Origin of the sequence: Vibrio sp. Vb1018, from assembly GCF_033338775.1 — a bacterium.
GTDB classification, from domain to species: Bacteria; Pseudomonadota; Gammaproteobacteria; order Enterobacterales; family Vibrionaceae; genus Vibrio; species Vibrio alginolyticus.
This window is the reverse complement of sequence record NZ_JAWOTI010000039.1, coordinates 1-14,840: the sequence shown is the minus strand read 5'-3', so window position 1 is coordinate 14,840 and position 14,840 is coordinate 1. Positions and strand designations below refer to the sequence as shown.

The following is a 14,840-nucleotide window of genomic DNA, read 5'->3' as shown; positions in this document are numbered from 1 at the left end:
GAGTTCTTTTAGTTGTTGATTTCATAACACTCTCCAATTTTGGGGTGGAAAGTGTCAACCTTATTTAGGACGGCACACTTAACACAATAAAACCTGCTCCGATGAGCAGGTTTTTTAATATTCGTCATTGTCTTCTTATTGAACATACATATAATAACGCAACTGATAAACGTTATCATTAGCATGGTAAAGGATTAAACAATGAAAAAACTGCTAACTCTTTCAGCACTAACTTGCGCTACTCTAGCTCCAACAGCAATGGCTGCTGAAGAAGTGAACGTCTACTCTTACCGTCAACCTTTCCTAGTTGAACCTATGTTCAATGAGTTCACTAAAGAAACTGGTATCAAAGTAAACGTAAAATTTGCTAAAAAAGGCTTAGCAGAAAAGCTAGCTCAAGAAGGTGAGTACAGCCCTGCTGACGTTATTCTTACGACAGACATCAGCCGTCTAGCTGAACTGACAAACAAAGGTTTAGTTCAGAAAGTCGATAGCAAAATCATTGAAGAAAACGTACCTGCTCAATACCAAGATAAAGAGAATGAGTGGTTTGCTCTAACTCTACGTTCTCGTAGCGTTTATTCATCACGTGATCGCGTAGGTAAACTAGGCGCAGATTTCAACTACGCAGACTTAGCTAAGCCAGAGTTCAAAGGTAAAATTTGTACTCGTAGCGGTAAGCACCCGTACAACGTTTCTCTAGTTTCAGCAATGATTGCTCACAATGGCGAAGCAGAAACCAAAGAGTGGTTAGAAGGCGTGAAAGCAAACCTTGCTCGCAAACCACAAGGCAACGATCGTGCACAAGTTAAAGCGATCAAAGAAGGCCTATGTGATGTTTCTCTAGGTAACAGCTACTACCTAGGTAAAATGGTTAACGACAAAGAGCAAAAAGCTTGGGCTGATGCAGTTTACATCAACTTCCCTAACCAAGAGACTACAGGCACTCACGTGAATATCTCTGGTATGGCGATGGCTAAGTACTCTCCAAACAAAGACAATGCTGTGAAGCTAATGGAATTCCTAACGGGTGACAAAGCGCAGCAAATGTACGCAGAAGTTAACTACGAGTACCCAGTTAAAGAAGGCGTGAAGCGTTCTGAGCTTGTGGAATCTTGGGGTGACTTTAAAGCAGACAAGCTTTCTCTAGACGATATTGCAGCCAACCACGAAGCGGCAATTAAGCTATTAGATGAAGTGAAATTTGACCTTTAATTCCTTGTGGGGGTATAACAGTACCCCCATTTGATTAAAGGATATGAGATGTATTTGCAACAGCATTTGTATTTCATACAGCCTTGCAGTAATTAGGCGATGAAAGATAAACACTCTTTATGGAAAACCAGTAGTGGGGTAATAACTCTGCTACTGGTTTTGCCGATCTTAGCGATCTTCTACACCGCAATTGGTGAAACGGATGATTTGTTTGCTCATTTAATGGCAACGGTCATGCCGACTTATATTTTTAACACGGTTGCGCTAACTGTTGGCGTAATGGTGCTGTCCTTAATTCTTGGTATTCCAAGCGCTTGGATAATGGCCATGTGTAAACTGCCGACCGAAAAATGGTTGCAGTGGGCATTGGTGCTACCTCTTGCAATGCCAGGTTATATCATTGGTTATATTTTTACTGATTGGTTTGATTTTGCAGGCCCGATTCAGATCTTTTTGCGTGATGTAACCGGATGGGGACCTGGCGAGTATTGGTTCCCTGACATTCGTACGTTGCCTGGTGCGACCTTTGTGTTGGCTTTGGTGTTGTATCCTTACGTGTATTTATTGTGCCGGGCTGCGTTTATGGAGCAAAATGTATCTTTATTGCAAAGCGCGCGTTTGCTCAAGTGCTCTCCATGGGAAAGCTTTTGGCGCATCTCGATGCCGTTAGTAAGACCCTCTATCGCAGTAGGTTTATCATTGGTCGCAATGGAGACCATCGGTGACTTTGGTACGGTAAGTTACTTCGCGGTGAATACGTTAACCACAGCGGTCTACGATACTTGGTTGGGGTACTCTAATCTTAATGCGGCAGCCAAGATTTCTGCCATGATGCTCGTCATTGTAGTACTGCTTCTTAGTGCCGAACGATACAGCCGCCGTAAACAAAAGCTTTTTCAAAGCCAATTTAACAGTCACGAAGATTTTCGTTACGAGTTGACGGGCTGGAAAAAGTGGACCGCACTGGTTTGGTGTTGGGGCTTGGTTTCAGTCGCTTTTATTTTGCCGCTACTACAGCTGATTGATTATGCGATCACTTATTTTGCGCAGAGTTGGACCTCAGAGTTTCGTGAATACGCATGGAATAGCTTAGTTGTGTCTGTTATTGCTGCGATTATTGGTGTTGCTGTCGCACTGATCGTTAACTTTACCCATCGAGTCAATGGTAAACGAGAAAGCTTGGCATTTATGCGTCTTTCTTCTATGGGCTATGCAGTACCAGGAACGGTACTAGCCATCGGTGTGATGGTCGCTGTGCTGTTTATGGATCATCGTGTCAACGACGTTGCTAAAGCCATGGAGTGGGGAAGACCGGGACTTATTTTTTCTGGCTCCATGTTCGCCCTGGTTTTTGCCATGGTTGTGCGCTTTTCAGCGGTGGCGATTGGTAGTATCGAAAGTAATTTAAATAAAATTTCTCCGTCGTTAGATATGGCATCGCGCACTATGGGTTGTAAGCCCAATGTCATGCTGTGGCGCGTGCACTTTCCGCTGGTTAAGCGCGGTGCACTGATTGCGGCTTTATTAGTGTTTATCGAGTCGATGAAAGAGCTTAATGCGGCTTTGTTACTTCGTCCGTTTAACTTTGAAACACTAGCCACATACGTTTATAACTTCGCCTCGGATGAGCATTTAGAATTGGCCGCTTTGCCAGCGGTTCTGTTGGTTCTTGTTGGGTTGATCCCGCTTGTTGTTGTTAACCGTTCACTGGAGCAAAATCACTGATGAGCTGTGCATTATCAATTAAAAACCTAACGTGCCAATATGACGATCAAACTGTACTCGAATCATTGTCTCTTGAGGTAGAACAAGGGCAGATTGTCTGTTTGCTAGGAGCCAGTGGCTGTGGGAAAACAACACTATTAAAGGCCGTTGCGGGATTATTGCCGTTAACGTCAGGCGAAATGAGTCTAAATTGCGTCACAATTGATGATGGGGAAAACTGGTTGCCGCCAGAACAGCGTAATATCGGGATGATTTTCCAAGATTACGCACTTTTTCCTCACTTGACGGTGGAGCAAAACATTGCCTTTGGCTTAAAGCAGTGCTCGACAAAAGAGAAAAATGCCAAAGTTCAAGAGATGTTAGAACTCGTGCATCTTCAAGGTTATGGCGATCGTTATCCTCATCAATTGTCTGGTGGACAGCAGCAGCGTGTTGCGATTGCTCGCTCATTAGCTTACAGCCCAGACTTATTGTTACTTGATGAACCGTTTTCTAATATTGATACGCAAGTTCGCCATGAGTTGATAAGTGAGATCCGTAAGATTTTTAAGGCCCAAGGTGTGACTGCCATTTTTGTTACGCATAGCCGTGAAGAGGCTTTTGCTTTCGCCGATAAAATGGCAGTGATGAACAATGGAGTCATCGAGCAATATGGCACAGCATCTGAGCTTTACTACCAGCCTTCAAGTAAATTTGTCGCTGATTTCTTAGGTGGTGGCAGTTACCTTGCTGCTAAACGGGTTTCGAATTCAGAATATGAAACCCACTTGGGCGTGGTTGAAGCCACGGCTCAACAAGATATTCCAGTACAGGCGGAGTGCTCTTTACTGCTAAGACCGCAGCATGTGCAAATTCAATCCGATGAAGATAGTTCGGTAACCGTATTGGAACAGCATTTTATGGGTGATCACTGCCGTTATGTGATTAACGCGAATGGTGACCGTTTGTTAGCTACAGCTTCGCAAGCATTAAATATAGGTGAGTCCGTCGCGGTGAAAATTGAAACGCAAGGCGTCCTGGCATTTGCTTAACGCTCCTGAGTATCTTTTCTATCTCGTTTACGACTTCCCAACATACAATAAAAAAGCCCGGCTGTGGAGCCGGGCAAGTGCTCTTCTCCTGTTGATGAGCGCCTTTTCAGACAGCGTTGACTCTCATCATAGTGCTCGAAGCGGGCACAAGGTTCAGTTATAAAGACAAGAAGTCTTTAAACTGTTGAAGAACACGTTCCGCAGTGTCCTTATCTTGCATCTCTGCAAAAATTCGTAGCAGTGGCTCAGTGCCAGAGAAGCGAGCGATGATCCAACCGCCGTTCTTGAAGTAGACTTTCGCACCATCTTCATAGCTGACTTTTTCGATTTCAAACTCAAACTCAGGCAACTGCTTTTCAACATAAATCTTGTTGAACAGTACGTCTTTTTGCGCTGGTTTGAACTTGCAATCGCCTTCTGCCATGTAGGCATAGCCGTACTTGCCGTAGATTTCATCCAGCAACTCAGACAGCTTCTTGCCGGTTACTGAAATCATTTCTACCAATAGGCTTGATGCGAATACGCCGTCTTTACCTTTGATGTGGCCGCGAATGGTTAGGCCACCAGAGCTTTCCCCGCCAATCAGTGAGTCATCCGCTTCCATTTGGGAGCTGATGTGCTTAAAGCCTACAGGAACCTCAAAGCATTTCTCGCCATGATCTTCGGCGACTTTATCGAGAAGGTGGGTGGTTGCGATGTTACGTACCACGGAGCCTTTCCAGCCTTTGTATTCAAGTAGGTAGTAGTAAAGCAGCAGTAGCACTTCATTTGGATGAATGAAGTTACCTTTTTCGTCGATAATACCAAGACGGTCCGCATCGCCATCAGTACCGATGCCAATATCGTAACCTTGCTCTTTCACTAGGTGCATCAAACGGTAGAGTGTTGCAGCGCTTGGCGAAGGCATTAACCCACCGAAGTCTGGGTTTTTGCCATCGTTAATCACATCAACGTCACAGCGGCCGTTGATTAATACGGTTTGCAGTGCGTTTTTCGCGACACCAAACATTGGGTCGATCAAAACACGTAAATTCGCCTTCTTGATCGCTCCGATGTCGATAAAGTCGATGATTGAGTCAACGAATTCGTTCATCGGATTGATGATTTCAATCAGCTTATCTTCAACCGCTTGTTCAAAGTCGACGCTTTTTACATCTTGCGCAGTGAGCGCGTCTATTTGTGATTCGATTTTTTGGGTGATGATTTCATCTGCGTCACGACCACCTTCAATGAAGACTTTAATGCCGTTGTAATCGGCAGGGTTGTGTGATGCGGTAATACATGCCGAGTATGCGCAGCCCATTTCTTTCGCTTTAAACATTACGATAGGTGTTGGGACAAATTTGTCGATAAAGCTAACCATAATGCCGTTTGCTGCTAGAACTTCAGCGAACCAACGACCTGCTTTATCGGAAAGAAAACGACGGTCATAGCCAATCACAAAACCGCGATCAGCAACCGATTCGTTATTCGTGATGTTTGCAACTGCTTGGGCAACCAAGCGTACGTTATCTTTGGTGAACTCCTCACCAATAAATGCACGCCAACCGCCTGTACCAAATTTGATCATGATTCGATCCTCGATAAGAGCGGCATCCCACCGCGTCTTAAATCTTTGCTAGCGAACCGATGCACTTGTAAAACATAAATGCACCGGATAAATCAAAAGGGGAGAAGGACTCCCCCAAAAGATGATTAACCTAGAGTAACGATAACTTCGTTTACTGAACCTTCCGCTTGAACTGGTACAGATGCACCATTTACAGCTTCACCGTTCACGGTAATCGACTTAACGCTTTTGCTTACTGAGTCTGGGTTAACGACTTTGATGTTGTACGTTGCTCCTAGCCATTGGCGAGTCACTTCGAAACCAGGCCAGTTCGTTGGGATACATGGATCGATAGTTAGGCCATCGAAGCCTGTACGCACACCAAGAATAAAGTTGGTAACAGCGAAGTAAGCCCAGCCTGACGTGCCTGTTAACCATGGGTGGTTTGCACGACCGTGGTCTTGGTGGTCACGACCCATGATGAACTGAACGTATGAGTATGGTTCTGCAATACGTTTTTCGATGATGTCGTTCTGGTTGTATGGGTTTAGCGCATCGTAGAACTTCATTGCACGATCACCACGACCCAGTTTCGCTTCAGCTACCCAAGCCCATGGGTTTGGATGCGAGAATATCGCACCGTTCTCTTTTACGCCTTGGTAAACACGAGTTACGAAGCCGATATCATCATTCGGTGTTGCAAAAGATGGTGAGTTTAGGTGAAGGCCGTATTCAGAGAACAGGTTCTCATCGACAGCGTCCATCGCTTTTTCGCCGCGCTCTTGAGATACCGCACCAGAAAGTACCGCAAGTGTGTTTGACTCTAGGTGTACTCGGCCTTCCGCTTGTTGCGCAGTACCGATCTTGTCGCCATTCTTCGTCAGACCACGGATGTACCAACCGCCTTCGTCATCCCAAAGGTGGGTTTCACACGCTTCACGAACGTTTGCTGCCATCACCGTGTATTTTTCAACGTCGGCTTGTTTACCTAGGTATTTCGCTAGGTCGATGAACTCCTGCAGTGCCCAGAAATGTAGGAACGACACCATTGACGATTCGCCGCCACCTAGGTTCAGACAGTCGTTCCAGTCTGCACGCAGCCCTTTACAGATACCGGTTTGACCTACGTATTCAGCCGAGAAGTCTAGCGCGGCTTTCATGTGGTCATAAACCGTTGCATCGCCACCGTCGGCGTAAGGGAGCACTTCGTCGAAGAAGCTGTGCTCACCGGTTTCCATCACGTACTTACAGATGGTTGGAACTAGCCATAGATGGTCATCGGAACAAGTGTCTTCGATGCCGTGAATTTTGTCTTCATCAGAAGGTGTTGGAACTACGGTTGGAGACTTCGATGGTTTAACATCCGCTTTTTCTGGGTCAAACCAATCTGGATCGAATAGGTGTAGACCGTAGCCCGCTTTTACTTGGCCACGCAGTAGGTCAACGATACGTTTGCGCGTCATTGCTGGGTTAGCGTGAGGAACTGAGATTGCATCTTGCGCTGTATCGCGGTAACCAAGACCTGTACGGCCTCCCACCTCGATGAATGAAGCAAAGCGAGACCACACAACACAAGTTTCCGCTTGGTATAACGTCCAAGCGTTGATCATGGTGTCTAGGCCTTCGTTTGGCGATTTCACTTGGAACTTGCCACAACGCTCATCCCAGTGTGCTTTGATGCCAGCAAATGCATTGTCGACTTCTGCAAGGTCTTGGTACTTAGCACGTAGACGCTCACCGTTGCCTTTACCGATACCTAGAATGTAAGCAAAGCGAACTTCTTCACCTGGTTGGATAGTAAATTGCTTGTGCAGAGAGCCACAGTGGTTGTAACACGTTTGTGCGGTGTTAAAACACTTACCTTGTTCTACTGCTAGTGGGTTTGCTTCGTCGCGGTATAGACCTAGGAAGCTATCACGTTGACCGTCGTATGAATCTGGATCAAACGTTGACGCTAGGTAGTAGAAGCCTTCGAAATCGTTAGTGTTGTAGTACAGGTCGTATTCAATCACACCTTCGTTGTAAGCCGTACCTGCAGAGTAGAGAGACATCTGGTGGTTTTGGTTATCAGACTGAATGTGGCTGAATGAGAACTCAACAAATGAGAATGCACTGATCGTACGTGGTTTGTCAGAGGTGTTTTTAATCACTACATCCCAGATTTCAGCGTCTTCGCCTTTTGGCACGAACAGAGTTTTTGTTGCGGTAATACCGCTGTATTCACATTTGAACTTAGAGTAAGACAAGCCGTGACGAACTTCGTAGTTTGCTTCGTCTAGGCTCTTCGCAACTGGTTGCCAAGAGATTGACCAGTAATCACCTGTCTCATCATCACGCAAGTAAACGTAGTGTCCTGGGCGATCGAATGTCGCATTTGGACGGAATTTAGTAACACGGTTGTATTCTGGAGAGTTGTAGAACGAGTAGCCACCCGCGTTGTGCGAGATAACCGTACAGAACTTCTCAGTACCTAGGTAGTTGGTCCATGGTGCTGGTACGTCAGGGCGAGTGATGACGTATTCGCGATTCTCGTTATCGAAATAGCCGTATTTCATTTGTGTCTTTCCTTTTTACGAAGCTGCATCAGCAGCCAAAATTTAAAAACTCTTCAAGCGTGATGTTTCGACATCAGTTTTGTATTACTTCCACGGTTTACGGTAATTCACTCCCTGCAAATCAAGCAGAGGTAGATGGCCTTTCAAGCGTGATAAATAGTCGGTCCAATCTCGGTGTTGTTTGTCTGTCCAACATGCTTCTGCCATTGCAGTTAAACGAGGGAAGATCATGTAGTCCATGCGAGGTTGGTTATTGATAATTTCGCACCATAATGCTGTTTGAATGCCCCAAATGCGCTTACGTATTGGGTCGTCAGCAGGCACTTCAGCGAGCGGCTCGTAGTTGTAAGCTTTTTCTAGTGGCAGTGGGTTTGCCCAGTCCACGCCCGGTTCTTCAGGTGCGTAGTCTTGGGTCATATCTAGGTAAGTGGTTTGTGCTGGTTGCAGCACCACATCAAAGCCTTGGCGAGCACAGTTCAATGCCGCTTCTTCGCTTAGCCATGAGTAGATCACCGTATCTTTACTGACTTTGTCGCCGTGTTGAGCTTCTTCCCAGCCCAGCATGCGTTTGCCCAATTTACGAAGTTTGTCTTCGGCATAACGCAAGAAGTGTCCTTGCAAATCTTTGTAGTCGCTGTAACCCAGTTGTTCCATTAGTGCTTGGCATGCTGGGCTTTTTGACCATACGCCGTTAGGTACTTCGTCGGCACCAATATGAACGTAAGGCGCAGGAAAAAGCGCAGAGACCTCTTCTAGCACTTTGTCGATAAATTCATAACTCCCCGGCAGAGCAGGGTTAATGACGTTGTCGTTGTAATGCTGAATACTGCGGTATTCGGTGGTATCTTCTGCTTCTACCAATAGGTGTGGTAACGACTTGATGGCGGCTCGGCAATGACCAGGTACATCAATTTCAGGAATGATGGTGATGCCGCGTTGCGATGCAAATTCGATAACGTCTTTGATGTCTTCTTGTGTGTAGAAGCCGCCGTAACGTTCATCAAAGTGCGTGTACTGTGGTTCATTGATCTCATCCAATCCGCGCCAAGCACCAATATCGGTCAGTTGAGGCAGTGATTTGATTTCAATTCGCCAACCCTCATCGTCGGTAAGATGCCAATGGAACGTATTGAACTTGTAATGAGCCAGTTGGTTGATCAAGCGTTTGACTTGCTCAACGGAGTGAAAATGACGAGCACAATCCAGCATCATACCGCGGTAACGAAAGCGTGGTCTGTCCTTGATTGAACAGCAAACTACTTCCATTGAGTTAGGTTGATCGCCAACTTTGACTAGTTGTAATAACGTTGCACAAGCATGGGTAAAACCAGACGAAGATCCTGCTTCAATTTTGATTGACTCTTCGGCTACTTTCAGTTTGTAAGCGCCTTCATCCAAGGTTGGGTTGCCTTTGAAGATGATCTGACTGCCATTGTCTGATGCGAACTCAAATTGGTGAATGCGCTTAAGCTCTTCAAGTAGCCATTCTTTAGCTGAATTGGCCAGGCTTGAATAAACCGCGACGCCAGCATGATGATCAAAGCTAAAATAGTGATCGCTGACCTCAATATGGTTTGGTTTTGGCAGCAAGGGCTGTGCATGGGTTAAACTTGCCGGAATCTCACTGCGTTCACGGTATGGTGAAGCTAATACGATAGGCGTGACATCCACTTGTGCGCGCTGTGGGTTTCCATCAACGACAAAGTTGATCATCGCTTCGTTAAAGCCATCCGAGTAATAACGGAATGGGTTCGAACCAATACTGAATTCACAGTAATAGTGATGGTTGGCAGCCAGTACCACCCCTTCTGGTTTAAGTGTGCAAAAACTACCAATTTGAGTCAGTTGACCATTTGAAACGCTGTCTGGAAGAATGTAACGATCGAAAGCGAAAGTTAAGCTCCAGCTGTTTAGGTCTTGGTCGCTCAAGTTATGAAAGGTGAGGCCAAAGCGGCAGTTTTGTTTCTGCTCAGAAAGGACTACGAGATCAACACGATATTCCATATCTACTCCTACGCCGCACTGAGCGAGTAAAGGTTATGTTCTGGTTTGCCAGCAAACATAATTGCGCCTTCAATCGCGTCAAACTGTGGCTCAACAATCCATTGCTGAACTGGTGGTGAAAGCCAACGTACAATGCGTTCAGCTATGCTGCCCATTAAACAAATACGTGTTGCGCCGCGCTTGTTTAATGCCACGAGAAACATTTCTATATCCGCTGCGGTTTGCTTCAGCATTTCAATGGCCAGTGCATCGCCTTGTTCCGCATGTTGGAAAATAGCCGGAGAAAACTGCCCATAATCACGAGGAAGCGCCTGTTTTGACCACGCCACCACGTTGTCGACCTCATTTTCGAAATGCGTCATAACGTGTTGTGCTAGGGGCGTTTTTTCTCTGATGCCATCTTCAGCTAACAAAACTTGCTGAACTAGGCGTAGCCCCATCACTGCGCCGCCACCTTGATCCGAAATAGGGAACTCACGACCACCGACAACGTGTTGCTCCAATCCGTTAAGGTAGATGCCACAAGAACCGGTTCCCGCAATCATGATTGCGCCATCTTCGCCATTGTGCGCACCAACGCACGCACCGTAGGCATCGGTATTCAGAGTCATACTGGCAAATGGATGAGGAAGAGACATGAAGGCTTGCCAAGATGCTTTGTGCTCTGCGCCAGCAAGGGCTAAGCCGACGTGCATCGACGCGAAATCTTGTTGTGTCAGACCGCCTTGCTCGGTAGCCGAAGTGATGGATTCAAGAATCGAAGCCATTGCTATTTCAGCACCTAGCATGATGTTGGCACTGCCGCTTTTGGCCTCGCCAAGAAAATTACCTTGTGAATCTTTAATCCTGGCTCGACATGACGTGCCGCCACCATCGATACCGACAAAATACATTCCCATGATTATTCTTCCTTCATATTTTTAGAGGTCGCCAACTGAGAAACATGCTGAGCTTGACTCATTATCGCGAGTAAGTACCAAGCGCCATGCGGGATCCACTGTTCGCCCCAGCGCCAGTTTTGTAACACGTCTTCTTTTTGTGCTGGTGGGTTAAATGCAATGTCTTCCTCGTCTTCAAAGCCGCCAGTGATTCCGTTACACACGCCACCTTTTGCGTTGAAGAAACCATATTGAGGGAGGTAATCAGGGTTGTTACGACCATGGCCATCTAGCATGCACATGTCGTATGGGTTTAAGCCTACAATCCAGTTCAATGCATCTTGAGCAAACACAGAAAGTTGTTGCTGTACTTCTTGCGACGCTATATGCGGTTGAGCAAGGTATGCCATGGTCGCGAGTGAGCCCAGTCGAGCATTCTCGCCTTGCCACCAATAGCCAGATTCATTGTTGTGTGCGACAAAAAATGCCTCGCGTTTTGACTCATTTACGCCTTTAACATATTGGCGAGGGTAACCGAATGGGTTGATCACTTTATTCGATATTGTGATCTCAAACTCACACGCTAGGTTGACGATACGTTTTACCGATTCCGCTCGTGCTGAGTCGTCTTCAATTGATAGATATTCGCATAGGGCAATAACTGGTAGACCAGCTTCGGCTGCGTGAAAATATGGACGGCTGCCGTCTTGGTTTGCTGACCAAAAGTGTTGAATCTGCTCGTCGCTCATTTGGCGTGCAACTAAACGTTGCGCCCACAAACGGCTCTCTTCCAAGTAGCGAGTTTCTTTGGTTGCTTTAAACAGTTCTACACAAGCCAGTAGCGCACAGTATTCGTCGATAATGTTTTCTTCCCCATCATTGAGGTACTGCGTATTGTGCTCTTTTAAGTGCCAGTAACCATTTTCGGCAGCGTTGCGGTATTTTTGTTGATCGTATTCACCGTGAACACTTAAACGCGATGCTGCCGCTAGCGCTGCAATGGCGACACCGCCACCTTGTCGAAAGCCTGCTTGATAGTCGTCAAATTTGTGACCAAGTTGAGTTTCGTACGCGCAAATCTCGCGTTGCGCAGTATCTTTGCTCCACTTGTCAAAGACCGTCATGTAGAAAAAGCCTTTTTCGTTTTGCATACGCACAAGAAAGTCTGCACCGAACAGGGCTTCTTCAATCAGACGTGTACGTGTGAAAGCTGCAATGTCTTCGCTTCCTTCAAGCAACGAAACCCCTTTTAGGATGTTCCAAACCACCATTGGGGTTTGTTGAGGATTCAAATAATTCGCGTATGAAAGGTGACTTAAATACTTGCTAACGTCTCCTGATGCGTCGTACCAGCCGCCGTGTACATCAACCTTTTTATTGGAGTTTAGTACTGGAAGTTGTCGATCTTGTTGATCGAAGATCCCGCCGCAACGTTGCGATTTGAAGTAGTGGATCACATCTGACAAAGTTTGATCCAACAGAATGTGTTCGCCAACGATGAAAGAGGAAGAGCGCGTATCTTCTACTTGCAAGAAATAGTCACCTGACGTTGTGAAAGAGGAAAAGTCGATGAGGTAGAAATAGCCCTGATGCCAGTTCGCCACTTTACCTTGTTCTTCAACCGCAAAAGTTGCCACGGTTTGCTCGCTAGTGGCACAAATCAATTGAGCAGTGTAAGAAGACAAGTGTGGTTGTTCGGTCTGGATAATGGCTTTCTTTGGGCCCAGACGTTCATAACCAATGTGGTTAGTCAGTAGCAGCATTCAATGTCTCCGGGAAACGATAAAAACAGGAATGGGCCAGGCTGAACCTGACCCTCGTGATGATTAATCTTCAAATAAGTAACAGCGGACAAAGTGGTTGTCGGACAGTTGAGTGACGCCCGGTAGTCGTTCGCGACATTTGTCGGTAGCGTGTACACAACGTCCAGCAAATGGACAGCCGACAGATTCTGGTGTCCAAAGTGGGATTTCCCCTTTGTTGCCTTTCAGTTTCTCGTGAATAGACTTCGATGGATCTGGAACCGCAGATACCAACAGTTGCGTATATGGGTGTTGAGGATCGTGAATGATTTCTTCAGTATCGCCCCATTCAACCATGTGACCTACGTACATGACCGCGAGATCTTCAGCAATGTAACGCGCTGTTGCGATGTCGTGAGTGATGTAAAGCAGAGACATTTGTTTCTCGAACTTCATCTCTTCCATCAAGTTCAGAACACCGGCACGGATTGATACATCGAGCATCGATGTTGGCTCATCCGCCAATACCACTTCTGCACCAACTGCGATGTTACGAGCTAGGTTTACACGCTGACGCTGACCGCCAGATAGCTGGTGCGGGAACTTTTGCGCCGTTTCTTTTGGTGGAATAAGACCAACTTGTTCAAGTAGGTCGTACACACGCTCTTCCAGTTCTTTCTTGTTGCACGGTGCTACTTTCTTATGAATCAGCAGCGGGCGCGCAATATGGTGGAAGATATTGTGCGTTGGGTTTAGCGAGCCAAACGGGTCTTGCCACACCATTTGTACACCTTCACGGTAGGTCATTAAATCGTGACGAGAGGTGATGTCTTGGATATCACGACCTTTGTATTCAATGATGCCATCGGTTGGTGCGTACATTTTTGCAATCATTTTTGCAGTAGTAGACTTACCTGAACCAGATTCACCTACCACTGACAAGCCGCGGCTCTTGTACATTTTGAAAGAGACGTCGTTGATTGCACGCATCTTAGATTGTTTGATTGAGTTACTGTTTAAAGGGAAGTCCTTAACGACATTTTTACCCTCAATCAGCAGTTCGCCGAATTGTTTGCTCATAATTCTCTCCAGTGTAATTTTTGTTCTTAGCTAGCGTTTTTTTGTTGTTAAACCTTAGCTTGAGCAATGGTGTCGCCGTACAAATGGCAATTTGAGAGGCGACCTGGTTCAATTTGACGTAATTGGGTTGGTACACGTGTACATGCTTCATGTACGCGATCGCAACGAGCTTGGAAGCGGCAGCCCTGTGGTACTTCTAGCAAGTTCAAAGGGTTACCTGGAATACCAGTCAATTTGGTCTTTGGTCCAGTTAGTGGAGGGAAAGAGCTACCCAAACCTTTGGTGTAAGGGTGGTAAGGACTTTCCAGAATTTGCTTAGAAGGCGCGACTTCAATCAACTCACCTGAGTACATGATGCCGATACGATCCGAGAACTCGACCATCAATGACAAGTCATGTGTGATGAACAGAATTGAGAAACCAAACTCTTCTTTAAGCGCGTAAATTTTTTGTAGAATTTCACGTTGAACCACTACATCCAATGCGGTAGTCGGTTCGTCCATGATGATCATTTTTGGGTTCAGAGCCAAAGCGATTGCGATTACTAGACGTTGACGCATACCACCAGAGAACTGGTGCGGGTAATCACTCAATCGGCTAGGGTGGATATCAACGATTTCCAGCAGACCTTCAGCGCGTGTTTTTGCTTGAGCGCGAGTCATATTGGTATGACGCATGATGACGTCACAGAACTGCTCTTCCATGGTTAGAACAGGGTTCAAAGCGTTCATCGCACTCTGGAATACCATCGACATTTCACTCCAGCGGAACGCTTGCATGCGATCATCGCTGTACTGAAGGATATCTTCACCGTTGAAGATCACCTCACCACCTGTGATAAACGCTGGTGGCTTATGAAGGCGCATTAGTGAGAAGGCAACAGTGGACTTACCACAGCCAGATTCACCAGCCAGACCGAATACTTCACCGGGTGCAATGTCGAAGCTCACGTTGTTACAGGCGCGGACATCGCCCGCGTCTGTGATGTAGTCTACGCATAGGTTACGGATGGAAATTAGTGGTGCAGTCATGATTATTTATCTCCGCTCCATAGTGCATTT

At 46.3% G+C, this 14,840-nt stretch carries 10 protein-coding genes; 3 read left to right on the top strand and 7 right to left on the bottom strand.

From position 1 onward, the window contains the following. Positions 1 to 201: 201 nt before the first annotated feature. The 3 genes from R7Z10_RS23240 (at position 202) to R7Z10_RS23230 (ending at position 3,971) form a co-directional block, all read left to right on the top strand. A complete protein-coding gene (locus R7Z10_RS23240; RefSeq protein WP_005386566.1) occupies positions 202 to 1,215 on the top strand; it encodes a Fe(3+) ABC transporter substrate-binding protein in 1,014 nt (337 codons plus the stop codon). A gap of 99 nt (positions 1,216 to 1,314) precedes the next feature. After that, positions 1,315 to 2,940 carry an iron ABC transporter permease gene (locus tag R7Z10_RS23235; RefSeq protein ID WP_053304117.1) on the top strand — a complete coding sequence of 542 codons (1,626 nt, stop codon included), beginning with the start codon at positions 1,315 to 1,317 and terminating at the stop codon, positions 2,938 to 2,940. Then, a complete protein-coding gene (locus R7Z10_RS23230) occupies positions 2,940 to 3,971 on the top strand; it encodes an ABC transporter ATP-binding protein (RefSeq protein WP_005380055.1) in 1,032 nt (343 codons plus the stop codon). Before R7Z10_RS23235 ends, R7Z10_RS23230 begins: the two co-directional genes overlap by 1 nt. Before the next feature lie 157 nt (positions 3,972 to 4,128). On the opposite strand, the gene R7Z10_RS23225 is transcribed toward R7Z10_RS23230, so the two are convergent. The 7 genes from R7Z10_RS23225 to R7Z10_RS23195 all read right to left on the bottom strand — a co-directional run bounded on the left by R7Z10_RS23225 (position 4,129) and on the right by R7Z10_RS23195 (position 14,810). Continuing rightward, positions 4,129 to 5,541 (bottom strand): phosphoglucomutase/phosphomannomutase family protein, encoded by a 1,413-nt coding sequence (locus tag R7Z10_RS23225; RefSeq protein ID WP_005380053.1) that lies wholly within the window; start codon positions 5,539 to 5,541, stop codon positions 4,129 to 4,131. Between the two features lie 125 nt (positions 5,542 to 5,666). After that, on the bottom strand, positions 5,667 to 8,075 hold the full coding sequence (locus R7Z10_RS23220; protein ID WP_318106167.1) for a N,N'-diacetylchitobiose phosphorylase: 2,409 nt from the start codon (positions 8,073 to 8,075) through the stop codon (positions 5,667 to 5,669). Between the two features lie 84 nt (positions 8,076 to 8,159). Continuing rightward, positions 8,160 to 10,079: a beta-N-acetylhexosaminidase gene (locus R7Z10_RS23215; protein ID WP_054579084.1), complete on the bottom strand. Its 1,920-nt coding sequence runs from the start codon at positions 10,077 to 10,079 to the stop codon at positions 8,160 to 8,162. Between the two features lie 8 nt (positions 10,080 to 10,087). Beyond that, positions 10,088 to 10,978, bottom strand: coding sequence for an N-acetylglucosamine kinase (locus R7Z10_RS23210; protein ID WP_005380046.1), 891 nt, complete (start codon positions 10,976 to 10,978; stop codon positions 10,088 to 10,090). 2 nt (positions 10,979 to 10,980) lie between these two features. Then, positions 10,981 to 12,720 (bottom strand): glycoside hydrolase family 9 protein, encoded by a 1,740-nt coding sequence (locus R7Z10_RS23205; protein ID WP_053349851.1) that lies wholly within the window; start codon positions 12,718 to 12,720, stop codon positions 10,981 to 10,983. A 63-nt stretch (positions 12,721 to 12,783) separates the two neighbouring features. Then, entirely contained in the window at positions 12,784 to 13,779 is a 996-nt protein-coding gene (locus tag R7Z10_RS23200; RefSeq protein WP_053304111.1) for an ABC transporter ATP-binding protein, read from the bottom strand. Positions 13,780 to 13,826: 47 nt separating this feature from the next. Continuing rightward, the gene (locus R7Z10_RS23195; RefSeq protein ID WP_005386550.1) at positions 13,827 to 14,810 is read right to left on the bottom strand and encodes an ABC transporter ATP-binding protein; all 984 of its coding nucleotides are present in this window, start codon (positions 14,808 to 14,810) and stop codon (positions 13,827 to 13,829) included. Positions 14,811 to 14,840: the final 30 nt, after the last annotated feature.